Genomic DNA, 16,206 nt, shown 5'->3' with positions numbered 1-16,206 from the left:
TTCATCTTTCGACATCTATTGTGACACACTCCCTATCGAGCCGATTCCAGATTGGTCATTGGTCATTTGTCATTTGTTAGTGGTTAGTTGTTAATTGTCCCTCCAGTCTCCTTGTCTCGGAGTCCCCCAGTCTCCGAGTCCCCAACTCTTCCTCTCCTAGGTTGGGCAAGTTTGTTAAACTGCACAGTATAGCCTTATAGTGTCTGTCAAATCGCGTGTCTTTGTCTGCACTCACAAAAATTAATATCCTCAAACAGCCCACTCAATCGGCTTGGATCGAACAGGCGATCGCCAATTTAGACATTATCCTACTCGATCATTCTCACTGCGAGCGAAAAGCTGCGGGAGTCGCCTTGAATTTAATGTTTCGCTACCCTTCTTACGCGCCTCTAGTGCGAAAATTAACTGCGATCGCGCAAGAAGAACTAGACCATTTCGAGCAAGTCAACCAATGGCTAGATCGGCGCGGAATCCCTCTAGCTCCCCTAGCCTCGCCTCCCTATGGCGCTCGACTAAAGGCTCAAATCCGTCGCGACGAACCCCAGCGCCTGCTTGATTCCTTGCTAGTATCGGCTCTGATCGAAGCACGCTCTCACGAACGATTGGGATTGCTGGGCGAATATTGTCCCGAACCGGAGCTGGCCAAATTTTATCGCAGTTTGACAGCATCTGAGGCACGTCACTACGGAACTTACTGGATTTTAGCAGATAGCTATTTCGAGCGAGAGCTAGTCCGGCAGCGTCTGGATGAATTAGCTGCAATTGAAAGTCAAATCTTATCTTCTCTGTATCCAGAACCGAGAATTCATAGTTAGAGGGCTGGTTGACTGACAAATCTTTGTCTGCTCACCCCTAAATCCTTTCTCCCACAAGGGGCGAAGGGACTTCAGTCCAAAGTCTTAAGTTGAGAGCTACTCTCCCGCTCTGGGAGAGGGGTTGGGGCGATTTGAGTTTTGTCACTCAACTAGGTTAGAGGGTTTGCTGTAAGCCATTTAATGCTCGATTGACTGTTACGTATTAATAGCCAGTAGCGCGAGCGTCCCGATCGCACTACATACAGATTCCGATTAATGGAACAGATTTTATACAAGCTAAAAATAGCCATTTAGCCCTCAACAATTCCCAACCGAAGCAAGCAATTGCTCGTAACTATCCAAAGCCAATTCAAAGGAATAATGTTGTTCTGCATATTCTCTTCCTTTTTTGCCCAAAGCTTTCACTTTTTCTGGATTTGAGTAGAGTTCCAAAATGGCTTGGGCAAGTGCCTCGGCATCTTCGGGGGGAACGACGATCCCGCCACCGCTTTTTTTGATTGCCCTAGCAGCCGTTCCCTTGGCTGGAACCGAGGCAATAATGGCGCGACCGCTTGCCAGCAACACCTGAATTTTCGAGGGCATATTAAAACAGATAACGTTGTCTTTTTGCATTACCATTGCTACATCTGCCGCTGCTAGCATCTGTGGAAGCCGTTCTCTGGGCTGAAAAGGTCGCAATAAAACATTTTTGACTCCGCGTTCTTGACAGTAACGATCTAGCCGCCTGAGAGCTTCCTTTTTACCGACAATAACAAAGGCTAGATCGGGAATATGTTGCACTCGTGCGGCTGCATCGATTAAGATTTCTAGGGGTTGGGTGAGGGCAATGTTACCAGAATACATCACCACGAATTTATCTTCTAAGTGATTTTCAGTCCGAAAATAGTTATTTTCTTTTGAAAGTGGCTTGATAAAGTTAACATCGACCCAGTTGGGAATCTCGATGAGTTTATCAGCTGGAACGCCTTTTTCGAGCAGGTTTTTGGTGAACCCATCGGCAATGACGCTAATTTTGGTAGCAGTTCGGTAGGCAAATTGCTCTAACTTGCGAAACAGGCAAATAACTTTTTCGTTCTCGATCAGTCCGACGTGAATGGCGGCATCTGGTAAGATATCTTGAAGATTCAAAACGATTGGCGCGCGGTAAAACCATCCGAGTAAGGCAGCAGGAAGGCACACTGGCAGTCCCGGTATGGTTAGGATAATTGCGTCGGGTCGCCAACCCCAAAGTGCCTGAAAAAAGCTTAGAATCATAAAACTAAGCTCGAAGAAGACTCGATTGCTTAGACTTCGATGACGGCGAATCCAAACATAAGAGCGCTGTATCTTAACTCCGTTACGTTCTTCGGTCAGGTATAGCTTCCCGCGATATTCTGGAGAAATTTCCCCCACTGGATACCAAGGCATGGCAGTAATGACGCGAACCTGATGGCCTCGTCCAACCAATCCTTCAGCTAGTTCGGTCATCAGTGGGGCGATGCCAATGGGTTCGGGATAATAATTATATGAGTAAAGCAGGATCCGCATATCCTAACCTATAGGTCAACTGGAATTTTAACAGGTTTAAAAAAGGATGAAATATGTCTAATGTTATGATGCGGATCTGATGCAACTTGATTAATCAGAGTTCCAATCTTTATCGGCATCGGTTTTAGCATCGTTGTGAAAGATGTAACAAGAATATCTTAAGAACCAGAGATTAGGACAAAATAGAAAAGAGCCTTTGAAGATTTACGTACGGATACAAATATTTATGCTGCGATTACGAAAAGTTTTAACTGCATGCTTGCTGGTTACTTTGCTGTTACTATCTGCTTGTGCCACCCAAGCGCCTTCTCGTTTTGAGAGGGTACAACAAGAGAGTACCCAAAGAGGGGCAAAAGCTATCGTCCAAGAGTCGCTATCGGGTAGCAGCTTTAACAAGTTTTTTCCGGCTGGTACAGATGGCTACGATCGCGTCTACACTCAGGAGAAAACGGGATTTGCCGAGGCAAAGTTGAAAAAAGACGGCAAAGACGTAGCAGTGATGGCAATTTCCGATACGCTTAACAATCCCGGTGCCGTCGAGAAATTTCAGCAGAGTACCGAAAAGATTGGCGGCTATCCAGCCGTCAAACAGGGAAATAATGCAACGGCAGTTTTAGTCAACAATCGCTTCCAAGTCAAAGTGCTGTCTCGCGATGCTTCTTTTACAGAAAGCGATCGCCGAGCTTGGTTAGAAAAATTCGACTTAGATGGCTTAGCGAAAATCAGCAGCCAGCCAACTGCGACGGCTAAGTAGGAATCGTTGACTGACGAGCAGGAAGAACTTTCACCTCCCTCTCCCATAACAAACAACTGACAACCGATAATAAAGGACAAAGGAGAAAATTGTGAGTAAGCCAATTTACGAACTGGTCAACGAACTGCCGACGAATAATATAACGATTATGGTGCTGCGATCGCTTGATTTCGTCGTACCGGGACAGTGGGAAAACGTAGTCGGTTTTGAAAATACAATTCGCAAGGTGACCGGAGAAACCGACGAAGCTATAATTCAACAAATCGGCGAGCGTGCGGTTCGCCTTTTTAATGATAAGTCTCAGGGATACCAACGCGCCCTCTGGCTGTATCAGACTGTCGATAGTACCGATAGCGCCCTTGGAACAGCGGCTTTAGCCAATAAAATAGGCGAGAAAATTTCTCTACTTGGGTTTTTAAACCGCATTACCCCCAATCCAGAAAAAGCGCAGGCAATCGACCTTGCTATTAAATTAGTGGTCGAGTTGGTCGCTTTTTGTCAAATTAACGGCATTCCCGGCGATAGCATTGGCGATTTTGTTGCCTCTTTAGCCGACTATAGCGGCGAGTCGTTGATGCGGATGGCAGCTTTAGTCTGCATAGACGGTTTGATTCCCCTCGGACCGGATTTTATTCTCAAAGCACAGTCAACTCTTGGCAATCTCTCTCCCCAAGAACTAGACAACAATTCTACCTTTAATCGGATTAAAAGTCTGGTTCCCGGCAACAACGTTGGCCGTCAATTAGATTTTATTGCGACTAGCTTTGATTCTGTCAAAGGATGGATGGGCAATTTCGTTGCCGAGAGAGATTTAACGCCTCAAAAAATTGCTAGCAAAATTCAAAGTTTCGTAGAAGTTTCTGAGGATAAATTAGACTATTTAGCTGCTTTTCTCGATATGACGACCAATTATTACGAGCATACGGGAATTCAGACCTTAGCCAGAAGGTTAATCGAGCGAGCCGTTGCAGAAATTTGATGAGGTGTTAGTAATTAGAAGGTAGTAGTTATCGAATCATTACTAACTACCAACAATTAACCAGAAATCTTCTTTTTCATCACTAAACAATTGCGGGTTTCTGAGGCGCGAAGGTACTGGAGATCGTCGGTGAGTTCTTGCATAAAGAATAGCCCGCGATCGCCTTCTTTTTCTAGGGGATCGGTTGGATTTTGACGTAAAGCTTTCAGTTTGGCATGGATGTCGAAAGGAGATCCCCAATCCCAGATGCGGATTTCTAAATAATTGCCAAATATATTTAATTCTATATCGATTGGCGTTGTTGTTGGCAGGTGTTGATGAGCGTAGCGAACTGTATTTGTAAATCCTTCTGCTAGTGCTAATTTACATTGCCATCGACATTTTTCTGGCAAGATCGGTTCTGTATTGCGATCGAACCACTGTAAGACTATCGTCAAAGCTTCTATATGAGTTTTAACTCGGAGCCGAAATTGTTCGCGCAATTGTTCGTCTGAGTTTTGTTTTTTATTACTAAAAAGCTCCACTATTTTTACGAAATAGGATTAAAATTGTTTTTAAAATTAATTCCAAGTCGTATTTAAGGCTCCAATTTTTTTGATATCGCAAATCTAATTTGATCACGTCTTCAAAATTAGTAATCTGGGAGCGTCCGTTGACCTGCCATTCTCCTGTCATGCCCGGTTTGACATCGAGTCGCTGCCATTCTGGAACTTCGTATCGTTCTACCTCATCGGGCGTAGGCGGTCTGGTGCCGACTAAACTCATATCTCCAACTAAAACATTCCAAAATTGGGGCAATTCATCCAAACTGGTACGTCGCAAAAAACGACCGACTTTGGTAACTCTCGGGTCATTTTGATTTTTGAAAATAGCGCCTTGCGCCTGATTGGGAATTTGGTTTTTGAGGGCTTCCGCACCGACGCACATGGAACGAAATTTAATGATTTTAAACTGTTTTCCCAGCCAACCGCAGCGTGTTTGGAAAAAGAAAATTGGTCCGGGATCGTCGAGTTGGATGGCGATCGCAATCGGAATGAATACGATCGCCGTAATTCCCAATCCGACCAAACTGCCGACGATATCGATTAACCGTTTGACCCAACTCCGAACCGACGGATGCGTTTCTGGGATCTGCGCGCTGACATTTAGATTGTGAGGTCGTTCGTCGTCTTGTATTGGAGACGTAATCTGGAAGACGCGATCGAGTTCCGTCATTGACAAAACCGCCATGACCGGAGGACGAACATTATAGAGAATTAACTCTATCCCTCTTTCTCTAGTCGCCTTAAAATTATGGACTAATGCCCCAACTCCGCTGCTGTCAATAAACTCGGTATTTTTAAAATCGAAGATCATCTGTTGAGATGTCGGATTGTTAGCCAGAAGCTGATGACAGGACTCCTTGAAAGCGACGGCTTCCAAGACGGTCAAGCGTTGAGGCATTTGGATAACTGGGAGATTATTGTAGTAAACGACGGGAAAATCGGTTTCTGGAGTATGAAGGGTCATTAGCGGTTAGTCATTAGTCTGTGAGAGAGGGAACGTCGGTTGCGAGAAGGCAGAGGTTAATTATAAGTCATTATTTTTTGATTTCTGAGTTGAATTTTACCTCCTTTGTTTGACCTTGCCTTCTTTAATTTCTCATTTCATGGAGTTTCTTGCTTCATGCTGGCTTTGGCTTTGGCAGCGCTTCGACGGAGTGCTTGCAAGCGAGATTCATATTTTTTGCGCTGACGGCGATTGGGGGTTTGCTCGATGAGCGTTTTGAGGGCGCTGCCCAAACTTTTGTAGGCATTGGGAAGCGTATAGCCAAAACGAGTTGCCAGCGCGATCGCTTTTTCATCGGCTTCGATCGCTTCCTTATAAACCCGTTCTCCGTTATTTTTCTGCCAGAGTCGATAGCCGGAAATGCCGCACAACCCCAGCGCTAAAATCAGCAATAATCCATCTTGTACCCAAAGTTCTCCAACCGCCCCGCCCAAACCAATGGCTAAGGCTGCCATTTCCCATCCCTCTCTGGGAATCGTATCGTTTTGAATCCGAGCGACTTCGTGCCAAAATATAAGATTGCGCTGGTCGATTGCCAGATTTTCCCATTTGGCTAAGTCGATTTGGATCTCTACTTCGTCTCGACTGATTTCTTCGCACCGAATTAGAGGGGGATTGACTTCTGTCGTGCCTTCCACCATCACCCAGCTTTGCAACTCCGGCGGCAGCAAGCCTTTCAATCGCCGAAGTTCGCTCATCTCAGCTCTTGCAGAAGAAGTTACATAGGATGTCGTCATAAAATCTGCCTATTTCAATTCGATAAAATTGTCTTTATCTTGGATCGTAACAATCTTGGCTCGGACTTCGCTGTTAATCCAATACTATATCCGGAACATCGAACCATGGAAAGAGGTCTTTTATGGTTGCCCTTGCTCGTCATTTTTTTCTGGCTGGCATGGATGGGTTGGAGTGAATACCAAAAAATCGAAGCTTATCGCCGTTGGGCAGAACCATTCGATCGCGCTAAATACGACATTTATGCGGTTTTAGGTCAAACCGGAAAAACGCTAATCTGGGGCAAGCCCACCCGTTCCGGTCCGATCGATTTGCAGAGTTTGTCTCTCGATCGCGTTCGAGATATTCGGCTTTTGGTCGATAAGCAACCCGTAACGTTAGAATCTTTACCAACCCAAGGCAAACCCGCGATCGAGTTGAGTTTCGACGATCCACAGAGTCTAATTCAAATTCCCTTTACAGAAATTCCCCTAGCAGCGCAATGGACGAGATATTTACAGGAGCAGTTAAAGATTGTTAATTAAAGCTGTTTCAACGAGAAATTTTGATGTTTGCGCGATCGCGATGGAGGCGAGATGAGCTTCGACAAAATCTTAGTAGCAATAGACATCTCAGAAATCCACAAAAATGTCTTTGAGCGCGCCCTATCTCTAGCTCAAAAAAATAACGCCAGTTTAATGTTATTGCACGCGCTCTCGCCAGAAGAAGAGAATAGTCCTTTGCCCATTCCTCCTAATTTGACAGAAATGTATCCAGCAGCCGGCAATGACCTGACCTTGGAGACTTGGCGGCAGCAATGGCAGGAATTTGAGAGGCAAGGCATGGAAGTTTTGCAATCCCTCGCGCAAAAAGCAACGAAAGCAGGAGTCAGGGTTCAGTACGAGCAAATTGCTGGCAGTCCGGCTCGTACTATTTGTCAAGTGGCTCGCGAGTGGCAGGTGAATCTAATTGTCATTGGGCATCGCGGTCGTTCTGGATTGAGCGAATTGCTGCTCGGTAGCGTTAGCAATTACGTCGTCCACCACGCTCCTTGCTCGGTGCTGCTGGTTCGTTAGATTGCCATGACAATAGTATTTTGCAGCGTTCCAAGTGTCTCTATAATTAACAGTTATTATCAGCTATTGAGGTTTCTATGAGTTCGCTGCTTCGCCCGTCCGTACCAGACGCTAGCATCTTCTCCACGTCAGAACTTCTTTTGCGCCATCGTCTCAAATTAGTCGAAGATTTGTGGGAATCAGTGCTGCGCTCCGAATATGGACAAGAAGCCGTCGATTTACTTAAAAAATTGCACTCGATTTGTTCGCCAGAAGGACAGGTAACAGAAATTCCTGCCTCCGCGATCGCGCAAACGATCGAACAGCTCGAACTCAACGAAGCCATTCTGGCCTCTCGTGCCTTTGCCCTCTATTTTCAACTGATCAATATTGTCGAACAACACTACGAGCAACGCGATCGACAGCTTGAGAGGCTGGCTTCTTCTCAAGACTCGATCGACCTCAGTCAACATGGCAGCCAATTAGACAATATTAATACCCCTCCCGCAGCGCTGGGAGTCAACCTCTTAGAAAAAAGTTTCTTCAACGAAAATGCTAGCCTGCCCAAAGCAGGAACCTTTCAATGGCTTTTTCCCTATCTCAAACAACTAAACGTACCGCCCCAGTTAATTCAGCGATTGCTCGACCAACTCGACATTCGCCTTGTCTTTACCGCTCATCCTACCGAAATCGTGCGCCACACCATTCGCAAAAAACAACGGCGAATCGCTCGCATTCTGCGCCAGCTCGATCGCGCCGAAGAAGCATTTCGAGCCATAGGATTGAGTACTTCCTGGGAAGCCGAAGAGGCTAAAGCGCAACTGACGGAAGAAATTCGCCTCTGGTGGCGAACCGACGAACTGCGCCAGTTCAAACCCACTGTTTTAGACGAAGTCGATTACGCTCTGCATTACTTTGAAGAAGTTTTATTTGAAGTCATTCCGCAACTGTCGGTACGTCTCAAACAAGCTCTCAAAAGCGCCTTTCCCAGATTAACCCCACCAGCCAATAATTTCTGCCGTTTTGGCTCTTGGGTTGGCGGCGATCGCGACGGCAACCCCTTGGTCACTCCCGAAGTGAGTTGGAAAACCGCTTGCTATCAACGCAATCTCGTCATCGAGAAATATCTGCAATCGGTGCGGGAGCTAATCGCCGTTTTGAGTCCGTCTCTGCATTGGAGTAACGTGTCCCAGGACTTGCTCGATTCGCTGGAGCGGGATAAGATGCAACTGCCCGAAATTTACGAGCACTTAGCCATCCGCTTCCGTCAGGAACCCTATCGACTCAAGCTCTCCTACATCCAAAAACGGCTGGAAAATACCCGCGATCGCAACAAGCGCCTCGCCATTCCCGAAGAGCGCAAAATTCTCTTCCAAAGGTTTCACGACAATGTCTATCGTTGTGGAGACGATTTTTTGGCAGAATTACGGTTAATTCAGCGTAATCTGGCTGAAACGAGCTTATCCTGTCAGGAGCTAGACAATCTGATCTGTCAGGTCGAAGTCTATGGCTTTAACCTCGCCCAACTCGATTTTCGTCAAGAGTCTTCCCGGCATTCTGAGGCGATCGAAGAAATCGCCGAGTATCTGCAAATTCTGCCCAAACCCTACAGCCAACTCACAGAAGCCGAGAAAATTGCCTGGCTGGTGCAAGAGTTGCGCACGCGCCGCCCATTGATTCCCCAAGACATGCCATTTTCAGCCAAAACCTGTGAGGCGATCGAAACCCTGCGAATTTTGCGGCAGTTACAGCAGGAGTTCGGTTTAGACATCTGCCAAACTTACATTATCAGCATGACCAACGATGCCAGCGATGTTTTAGAAGTAATGCTGCTGGCAAAAGAAGCCGGACTCTACGATCCCGCCACTGGTCAGACGACGTTGCGAATTTGCCCTTTATTTGAAACGGTAGACGACCTCAGACGAGCGCCGACCATCATGGAAAAATTGTTTGAGATCCCTCTCTACCGAACTGCTCTGACAGGAGGTCACAACGGAATTGAAATCCCAGGGTTTCCTGTTAATCTTCAAGAAGTCATGGTCGGTTACTCAGATAGCAATAAGGATTCGGGTTTTCTCAGTAGCAATTGGGAAATTCATAAAGCGCAGAAAGCTCTACAGAAAGTGGCTCAGAAATATGGAGTCATACTGAGACTGTTTCACGGACGCGGCGGGTCGGTCGGTCGTGGTGGCGGACCTGCTTATGCGGCTATCTTGGCACAGCCCTCCTCGACTATTAACGGACGAATCAAGATTACCGAACAAGGAGAAGTCCTTGCCTCTAAGTATTCCTTGCCCGAACTAGCCCTCTATAATCTAGAGACGCTAGCTACTGCCGTCATCCAATCGAGCGTGTTGGGAAGCGGATTCGATGATATCGAGCCATGGAACGCAATTATGGAGGAATTGGCAACCTGCGCGCGGAAAGCCTATCGCGCTCTGATTTACGAACAGCCAGATTTTATCGATTTCTTTCTCTCGGTCACTCCTATTCCAGAAATCAGCCAACTACAAATTAGTTCTCGTCCCGCCAGACGCAAGAGCGGTCAAAAAGACCTCAGCACTTTAAGGGCTATCCCTTGGGTCTTTAGCTGGACGCAAAGCCGTTTCCTGTTGCCCGCTTGGTACGGTATTGGGACGGCTTTACAAGAATTTCTCGCTCGCGAGCCTGAGGAAAATCTCAAGTTGCTGCGTTATTTTTACTTAAAATGGCCCTTCTTTAAAATGGTCATTTCCAAAGCGGAAATGACATTAGCTAAGGTAGATTTGCAGATTGCGCATCATTATGTTAAGGAACTATCAAAACCTGAAGATAGGGAACGTTTCGAGCGGCTTTTCGAGCAGATCGCTCAGGAATATCACCTCAGTTGCGATTTAATCCTGACAATTACAGAGCACAATCGACTTCTAGACGGCGATCCCAGCCTGCAACGATCGGTGCAGTTGCGCAATGGTACGATCGTGCCATTAGGCTTCCTGCAAGTTTCTTTACTCAAACGGCTTCGCCAGTACAGCGATCGCGCTTCATCAAACGCCATCTATTTCCGTTACTCGAAGGAAGAGTTACTGCGCGGCGCCTTGTTAACTATTAATGGAATCGCCGCCGGAATGCGCAATACCGGTTAAAACAATTGCCAATTCGCAATTGCGAATTGGATTGACAGTTTACCCGCCAATCTGAGACATGGTACGGCTATAAACACCAGTTTTTGTACCGGAGTCTCGTTGTTGGAAATTAATTTCTGGCTTGATTTGCAAAAGATAACGAACCTTGTCGCGTAATTCGGCGAGATCGATGCCGCGACGAAGGGCAGTTTTGAGGTCAATTTGACCCGTTTCGTTTAACAGACAGGGACGCAACCACCCATCGGCAGACAGGCGCATCCGGTTACAGCGATCGCAAAAACATTCTGACATCTGGCTAATAAATCCCAAAGTCCCTTTAGCGCCTGGAATTTGGAATACATCTGCTGGTCCATTTCCTCGCACGTCGGATTCGACTAATCCCCATTGGCTTCTGATGCGCTGTCTGAGTTCTTCGGACGGAATCCAAGCGCGATCGCTAAATAAAGCGGCATTGCCAATCGGCATGAATTCAATAAAGCGCACGTGCCAGTTGCGGTCAATCGTCAACGCGGCTAAATCTTCTACTTCTTTGTCGTTAACTCCTGGGATGACTACTACATTTAATTTCAGCGGATCGAATCCCACTCGATGGGCTGCTTGAATGCCTGCCCAGGTTTGCTCCCAACGACTGCGACCGCGATTGCCGATAATTTTATCAAAGGTCTGTGGGTCGAGCGAATCGAGACTGATGTTAATCCGTCGCAAACCAGCATCATAAAGGTCTTGTGCCATGTCAGCGAGTAAAAAGCCGTTGGTAGTCATGGCGAGGTCTTCGGTTTGCGCAAAAGAGGCAATATCTCGCACTAAACCTACTACGCCAGGACGGATCAGCGGTTCGCCTCCCGTCAGGCGAAATTTTCTAAACCCAACCGGAATGAAAACTTCTTTCAATAGTGCTATTAATTCCTCATTAGCGAGCAGTTCTTGTCGCAGAATATATTCGAGTTCTGCGCCTTCAGGCATACAGTACTGGCACCGGAAATTACAGCGATCGATTAGGCTGATGCGAAGATAGTCTACCTTGTTCATCCAATTTATCTCGTTCGATCTGCGAACGAAGAGCGACTCTTCTTATTTTTCTAGGATACAAATTCTATCTTCTTCGGATGACTTCTTAATCTATTGCATATTTCAATAGCATTCATTTGTTGTTGGGAATTGGTCCGTTGTCATGAGTCATTAGTTATTTGTTAGTGGTTAGTGGTTAGTAATTTGTATCCCCACACTCCCCACACTCCCCACACTCTTAACTCTTCCCTTTCCTTATCTTCTCTTAGATTGGGGAAAACGATCGATTTGAGCGATCCCGTAGAAGATTATTTGTTTGTTTTGAACGCGCACGCGATCGACCCGCAGTTGAGTGCCGTCTAGGGCAAATTTATCGAGGTCGAGAAGATTGTTAACGTGATCGATTAAAGCTTGCCCTAACGCGATCGCGTCTTTATCTCCTTGATGGGTGACATTGACAAATTGTAGCTTGCGTCGCTCCTCGACCTGCAAATACGATGTTACATCGATTTCTATCGGATCGCTCGCCTCCCCAACCCGAATCTGAGTTTTAATCCGCAGTGATTTATCCTCGTTGAGAATCATCTGGGTATTTTGAAAATAAAGAGGCTGTTCCTGATACTGCAATTGTTGCAGCTTTTCTACTACAAACGGCGTGTTAAAGGAAGTCGTCAAGTCTTCTTCGGTAAGGACGACGCGCATGCTCGCTTGGGTGGGCTGTCGGAGTTTTACTTGACCGCTAAAGATAGCGCTAAAGTCAAGCGAAACAGCTTGTACGTAAAGCTCCATCGCTTCAATCCGTAAGCCATTGTACATCAACATGCCGTTGCCAATAAAGTCGAAGCCATCGACACTGCCTTGCAATAACTTGGCAAGGGGTTCGGCTCGCAAGTTCGCTTCAATTTTGCCCGTTCGTTTGAACAAGGCTGCAATGGCAGCACTAACTGCCTTGCTAACGACGCGATCTCCGCTTTGTCCTGGAAATGGTAGGCTCCCAAACACGACTGCTGTCATTTCCTTACTGTTTTGTACGCTAATCGATTTTAGCATTAAGAAATGTTAAGCATCGCACGCACGTTGAGCTGAAATCCTTTGGAATGGGATCTGGCAAAAAGTCATCGCTCCTTACCAGAGAGCCTTTGCATCCACATAGAGTAAAGAGAGAATAAGTAATTGATATAGTACCTATCGCTTTTTGGTATCTAATGCCAGAATTTATTATTCTCTTAACCTTATCCCATCCCAGGGGATAGTATCTTAAAGTATTAATATAAGAGCAAAAGAAAATTAACCCATTAAATTAGAAAAATTTCTTTTCTTGGCTCGACTTTAAACATTGAGGCAGACACAGTGGTTGCTACTCCAGAAAAACGACAACAACAAGCAAGAGCAACAACTTCGCCAGCAGACAAGGTTGCCGTCTTGCTCATGGGCTATGGAGAGGTCGAGAGTTACGACGATTTCGCCAACTACAACGAACAGGCGTTGAACCTGCTAACGGCTAAATTCGCTCCCGTACCGACATGGATTTATCCCTCTTTAGCGAAACTTTTGGCAATTTTTGACCTTCACGAGTGGAAACATCGGCATAATCGCTTTATTTCTCCTCACAACGAGATTTTTGAACGTCAGCGATCGGCGATCGAACAGAACTTACAAGCGAAATGGGGCGATCGCGTGAGAGTTTTTAAAGCATTTAACTTCTGCAAACCCTTTCTTCCCGCACAGGTTTTAGAAGATATTAAAACGCAAGGATTTGAGAAAGTTTTAATTTATCCCTTGTTAGTAGTCGATTCTATCTTCACGAGCGGCATCGCTGTCGAGCAAGTCAATAAAGCGCTCGCTCAAATGGCTAACGATAGCGAACACTGGGTAAAAGGATTGCGTTACATCCCATCGTTTTATAATCAACCTGCCTACATCGATTTAATGGCGCGTTTGGTAGAAGAAAAAATTGCCCAAGACTTAGCCAGTTCTCATTTACCTTCCCAGATAGGCATCGTTTTGATGAATCACGGTTGTCCTCACGAAGCAAAGGGTTTTACTTCGGGGATTGATGAGAGTCAGGTACTCTATGAGTTAGTTCGCGAGAAACTGATCCATCGCTATCCGTTAATTTCTGTAGGTTGGCTAAACCATCAAACGCCTTTGATTAAATGGACGCAACCGAATGCAGAATTAGCGGCAAAAAACCTAATTGAGTTGGGGGCAAAAGCTATTATTTTTATGCCAATTGGCTTTGCTACGGAAAATCACGAAACCCTCCTAGATGTAGAGCATATCATAGAGCATGTTCGCCGTAAATATTCTGGCGTGACTTACGTGCAGATGCCATGCGTCAACGATAATCCAGAGTTTTGTCAGATGGCGGCGAATTGGGCAGATTCGCATATTTCCGAGCTTTTGTCGGAGGAAGCTTTGACAGTAAATCCTACTTTGGCAGTGGTGCAGGCACAAACTCATAGCCATCACCACCATCACGACTATAATCATCATCACCATCACTAGAATCAAGAGCGATTGCAGGGATTTTTGTTTGTGCGATCGCTTATTCTTTACCAGTCGCGAGATAGAATGATTGATTCAATCTTGCGGCGATTAAAATGACTAAAAATGATGAAATTATTATTCGTTCGGCTTGCGATCGAGATGCAGAACGAATGGCTTGTTTATGCGAACAATTAGGGTATGATGTAACGCGATCGCAAATTCAGAAACGCTTTGATAAATTACAATCTAGCGAACACCACGCCGTCTATGTCGCTACTTTGAAAACGGATGAAGTTATAGGCTGGATTCACGTGCATCAATGCGATTTAATAATCGCATTAATAATTATGCCACCACAAGCGATCGTTTTGGGGTTAGTTGTCGATAAAAGTTGTCGTCGCTGTGGAATTGGCAAGCAGCTAATGGAATATATAGAAAAATGGGCGAGGCAAAAAAATTGCGATGCAGTTCTTTTACGTTCCAATATTCTTCGTAAAAAAGCTCATATTTTTTATCAAAAAATAGGCTATGTAAATATCAAATAATCTTTAGTATTTTACAAATTCTTATAATTATCGAGAAGCTTAAAGAACTAATTAGATAAACTCAACCCTGCAATTAATTGCAGAATATTTTTTATTCTATGTTTGAGGCATTTTCCCAAAAATTCAGTTTCTCTAAGTAGACGGATAGAAAGAGCCTCTAAAACAGACTTTTATGTAATTAGTAAGTTAAGTTATACCATTTTTCATTCATTAATGACAGAGATGGTCGATTGCCCTCACCCCCAACCCCTCTCCTAGTTTGGGAGAGGGGAAAAAGATGTCGCTCGCGAAAACCTGAAAATTGGTATTATATAGCAATCCTGCCTGATTGGTGAGTGCGAAAGCTCCTTCGCGTCTTGCTTACTTTTAAAAAATTCGCGCAGCTTTGCAGCTCCACACTACATTAAAACTCTCAGAATTTATCTATGATTGCTATAAAATACAAATAATGAAAATGCTTCTAATTTTAATATCGGGTTTACCTTGTACTGGAAAAACAACGCTAGCTAGAAAAATTGCCCAGAAGCTTCAATTGCCCTTAGTATGTAGAGATGATATCAAAGAATCGTTGTTTGATTCTCTAGGTTAGAAAGACAGAGAATGGTCAAAAAAATTAGGAATTGCAAGCTACGGATTGCTTTATTACTTTATAGAATCTCAAGTTTGTGCGGGTAATTCATTAATAGTGGAAAGCAATTTTCAACCAAGATTTGATTTTGATAATTTTAAGTTTCTAGAATTCAAGAAAAAATATCATCTATATTTGTTGCAAATTCATTGCTCTTGCGATCGCGAGGTACTTTTGCAACGATTCAAAGTTCGCTCCGAGTCGGGAGAAAAACATCCCGGTCATGTCGATCGCAGCAACTACCAGGAATTTGAAATGACTTTAAGCCAAGGCGATTATGAAGCATTAGAAGCCAGCGATCGCGTTTTGGAAATAGATACGACTGATTTTAACCAAATAGATGATGAAACTTTGTTTGAGTTTATAGAGCAAGTCTATTTGATGTGTAAAAAGTAGTAAGTAGTGCGAGCATCTTGCTCGCGCGAGCGGGACGATCGCACTACAATGTTCATGATTCTTTTAAACTCGCTGTAGAAACGCATCGATAGTAACCAGCAATTGTATTATTTAAAGATAAAACAATTAATGAAAGTTGACGTATTCTCGAAAATTCAAAATTGAACAATTATGATTCCAGGCGAAATAATTGCGGCTGAAGGGGAAATTGAATTAAATGCAGGACGCGAAACCGTGCGAATCCAAGTAGCGAATACAGGCGATCGCCCGATTCAAGTGGGTTCTCATTTTCACTTTTATGAAGTGAACGAAGCTTTGCAATTTGACCGAGAAAGAACTAAAGGAATGCGTTTAAATATTCCCGCAGGGACGGCAATCCGTTTTGAACCGGGAGATGAAAAAGAAGTCGAATTAGTCAGCCTTGCCGGAAGTCGCGAAGTCTATGGATTCAATGGATTAGTAAATGGCAGATTAGATAAGAAAAAGAAGAAAAAATAAGGTGTTGTACGATCGTGGGATGATAGTCTCACGCAAAGACGCAAAGAAATTAAGGGAGCCTCTTAAGATTTACAGGAAAGGAAGCGAAGCCCACCCCTTTTTAAGGGTGGGATGTAGCGTCTGC

At 44.9% G+C, this 16,206-nt stretch carries 17 protein-coding genes; 11 read left to right on the top strand and 6 right to left on the bottom strand.

What is annotated here, in order from left to right; genetic code table 11:
* Window positions 1-215: 215 nt before the first annotated feature.
* On the top strand, window positions 216-815 hold the full coding sequence (locus NIES593_RS18120) for a MiaE family protein (protein WP_073600914.1): 600 nt from the start codon (window positions 216-218) through the stop codon (window positions 813-815).
* 297 nt (window positions 816-1,112) lie between these two features.
* On the opposite strand, the gene NIES593_RS18115 is transcribed toward NIES593_RS18120, so the two are convergent.
* Window positions 1,113-2,342: a glycosyltransferase family 4 protein gene (locus tag NIES593_RS18115; protein WP_073600913.1), complete on the bottom strand. Its 1,230-nt coding sequence runs from the start codon at window positions 2,340-2,342 to the stop codon at window positions 1,113-1,115.
* A gap of 226 nt (window positions 2,343-2,568) precedes the next feature.
* On the opposite strand from NIES593_RS18115, the gene NIES593_RS18110 reads away from it, so the two are divergent.
* Window positions 2,569-3,096 carry a hypothetical protein gene (locus tag NIES593_RS18110; protein WP_073600912.1) on the top strand — a complete coding sequence of 176 codons (528 nt, stop codon included), beginning with the start codon at window positions 2,569-2,571 and terminating at the stop codon, window positions 3,094-3,096.
* Window positions 3,097-3,187: 91 nt separating this feature from the next.
* A complete protein-coding gene (locus NIES593_RS18105; RefSeq protein WP_073600911.1) occupies window positions 3,188-4,075 on the top strand; it encodes a hypothetical protein in 888 nt (295 codons plus the stop codon).
* Between the two features lie 56 nt (window positions 4,076-4,131).
* Here NIES593_RS18105 and NIES593_RS18100 read toward each other — a convergent pair whose 3' ends face one another.
* From NIES593_RS18100 to NIES593_RS18090, 3 genes are all read right to left on the bottom strand, one after another.
* Window positions 4,132-4,599, bottom strand: coding sequence for an ATP-binding protein (locus NIES593_RS18100; RefSeq protein ID WP_073600910.1), 468 nt, complete (start codon window positions 4,597-4,599; stop codon window positions 4,132-4,134).
* Entirely contained in the window at window positions 4,586-5,584 is a 999-nt protein-coding gene (locus NIES593_RS18095; RefSeq protein ID WP_073600909.1) for an anti-sigma factor antagonist, read from the bottom strand. The genes NIES593_RS18100 and NIES593_RS18095 overlap by 14 nt, the downstream gene beginning before the upstream one ends.
* A gap of 137 nt (window positions 5,585-5,721) precedes the next feature.
* Window positions 5,722-6,360: a DUF3318 domain-containing protein gene (locus tag NIES593_RS18090; protein ID WP_073600908.1), complete on the bottom strand. Its 639-nt coding sequence runs from the start codon at window positions 6,358-6,360 to the stop codon at window positions 5,722-5,724.
* A gap of 105 nt (window positions 6,361-6,465) precedes the next feature.
* On the opposite strand from NIES593_RS18090, the gene NIES593_RS18085 reads away from it, so the two are divergent.
* The 3 genes from NIES593_RS18085 to ppc all read left to right on the top strand — a co-directional run bounded on the left by NIES593_RS18085 (window position 6,466) and on the right by ppc (window position 10,517).
* Window positions 6,466-6,882: a hypothetical protein gene (locus NIES593_RS18085; RefSeq protein WP_073600907.1), complete on the top strand. Its 417-nt coding sequence runs from the start codon at window positions 6,466-6,468 to the stop codon at window positions 6,880-6,882.
* A 51-nt stretch (window positions 6,883-6,933) separates the two neighbouring features.
* On the top strand, window positions 6,934-7,413 hold the full coding sequence (locus tag NIES593_RS18080; protein WP_073600954.1) for a universal stress protein: 480 nt from the start codon (window positions 6,934-6,936) through the stop codon (window positions 7,411-7,413).
* Between the two features lie 77 nt (window positions 7,414-7,490).
* The gene (gene ppc / locus NIES593_RS18075) at window positions 7,491-10,517 is read left to right on the top strand and encodes a phosphoenolpyruvate carboxylase (RefSeq protein WP_073600906.1); all 3,027 of its coding nucleotides are present in this window, start codon (window positions 7,491-7,493) and stop codon (window positions 10,515-10,517) included.
* Window positions 10,518-10,556: 39 nt separating this feature from the next.
* On the opposite strand, the gene moaA is transcribed toward ppc, so the two are convergent.
* Both moaA and NIES593_RS18065 read right to left on the bottom strand, forming a co-directional pair.
* The gene (moaA, locus tag NIES593_RS18070; RefSeq protein WP_073600905.1) at window positions 10,557-11,546 is read right to left on the bottom strand and encodes a GTP 3',8-cyclase MoaA; all 990 of its coding nucleotides are present in this window, start codon (window positions 11,544-11,546) and stop codon (window positions 10,557-10,559) included.
* 234 nt (window positions 11,547-11,780) lie between these two features.
* Window positions 11,781-12,539 carry an LmeA family phospholipid-binding protein gene (locus tag NIES593_RS18065; RefSeq protein ID WP_073600904.1) on the bottom strand — a complete coding sequence of 253 codons (759 nt, stop codon included), beginning with the start codon at window positions 12,537-12,539 and terminating at the stop codon, window positions 11,781-11,783.
* A 336-nt stretch (window positions 12,540-12,875) separates the two neighbouring features.
* On the opposite strand from NIES593_RS18065, the gene NIES593_RS18060 reads away from it, so the two are divergent.
* The 5 genes from NIES593_RS18060 to NIES593_RS18040 all read left to right on the top strand — a co-directional run bounded on the left by NIES593_RS18060 (window position 12,876) and on the right by NIES593_RS18040 (window position 16,082).
* Window positions 12,876-14,033: a ferrochelatase gene (locus tag NIES593_RS18060; protein WP_073600903.1), complete on the top strand. Its 1,158-nt coding sequence runs from the start codon at window positions 12,876-12,878 to the stop codon at window positions 14,031-14,033.
* Window positions 14,034-14,128: 95 nt separating this feature from the next.
* Entirely contained in the window at window positions 14,129-14,560 is a 432-nt protein-coding gene (locus tag NIES593_RS18055; protein WP_073600902.1) for a GNAT family N-acetyltransferase, read from the top strand.
* A 448-nt stretch (window positions 14,561-15,008) separates the two neighbouring features.
* Entirely contained in the window at window positions 15,009-15,149 is a 141-nt protein-coding gene (locus NIES593_RS25815) for a P-loop nucleotide/nucleoside kinase family protein (RefSeq protein ID WP_425432548.1), read from the top strand.
* Between the two features lie 213 nt (window positions 15,150-15,362).
* Window positions 15,363-15,584, top strand: a complete 222-nt coding sequence (locus NIES593_RS18045; protein ID WP_139253740.1) for a hypothetical protein — start codon at window positions 15,363-15,365, stop codon at window positions 15,582-15,584.
* Between the two features lie 171 nt (window positions 15,585-15,755).
* Entirely contained in the window at window positions 15,756-16,082 is a 327-nt protein-coding gene (locus NIES593_RS18040) for an urease subunit beta (RefSeq protein WP_073600900.1), read from the top strand.
* The last annotated feature ends 124 nt before the right edge of the window (window positions 16,083-16,206 follow it).

The organism is Hydrococcus rivularis NIES-593 (assembly GCF_001904635.1).
GTDB classification, from domain to species: Bacteria; Cyanobacteriota; Cyanobacteriia; order Cyanobacteriales; family Microcystaceae; genus Hydrococcus; species Hydrococcus rivularis.
The sequence above is the reverse complement of the archived record's forward strand: the minus strand, read 5'-3'. Positions and strand labels throughout refer to the sequence as shown.

What these genes read in the sequence shown, in the direction of transcription:
- NIES593_RS18080 (WP_073600954.1), top strand. Translation starts at nt 6,934, where the DNA reads ATGAGCTTCGACAAAATCTTAGTAGCAATAGACATCTCAGAAATCCAC.
- moaA (WP_073600905.1), bottom strand. Translation starts at nt 11,546, where the DNA reads ATGAACAAGGTAGACTATCTTCGCATCAGCCTAATCGATCGCTGTAAT.
- NIES593_RS25815 (WP_425432548.1), top strand. Translation starts at nt 15,009, where the DNA reads ATGAAAATGCTTCTAATTTTAATATCGGGTTTACCTTGTACTGGAAAA.
- NIES593_RS18055 (WP_073600902.1), top strand. Translation starts at nt 14,129, where the DNA reads ATGACTAAAAATGATGAAATTATTATTCGTTCGGCTTGCGATCGAGAT.
- NIES593_RS18040 (WP_073600900.1), top strand. Translation starts at nt 15,756, where the DNA reads ATGATTCCAGGCGAAATAATTGCGGCTGAAGGGGAAATTGAATTAAAT.
- ppc (WP_073600906.1), top strand. Translation starts at nt 7,491, where the DNA reads ATGAGTTCGCTGCTTCGCCCGTCCGTACCAGACGCTAGCATCTTCTCC.
- NIES593_RS18090 (WP_073600908.1), bottom strand. Translation starts at nt 6,360, where the DNA reads ATGACGACATCCTATGTAACTTCTTCTGCAAGAGCTGAGATGAGCGAA.
- NIES593_RS18095 (WP_073600909.1), bottom strand. Translation starts at nt 5,584, where the DNA reads ATGACCCTTCATACTCCAGAAACCGATTTTCCCGTCGTTTACTACAAT.
- NIES593_RS18115 (WP_073600913.1), bottom strand. Translation starts at nt 2,342, where the DNA reads ATGCGGATCCTGCTTTACTCATATAATTATTATCCCGAACCCATTGGC.
- NIES593_RS18085 (WP_073600907.1), top strand. Translation starts at nt 6,466, where the DNA reads ATGGAAAGAGGTCTTTTATGGTTGCCCTTGCTCGTCATTTTTTTCTGG.
- NIES593_RS18065 (WP_073600904.1), bottom strand. Translation starts at nt 12,539, where the DNA reads ATGACAGCAGTCGTGTTTGGGAGCCTACCATTTCCAGGACAAAGCGGA.
- NIES593_RS18110 (WP_073600912.1), top strand. Translation starts at nt 2,569, where the DNA reads ATGCTGCGATTACGAAAAGTTTTAACTGCATGCTTGCTGGTTACTTTG.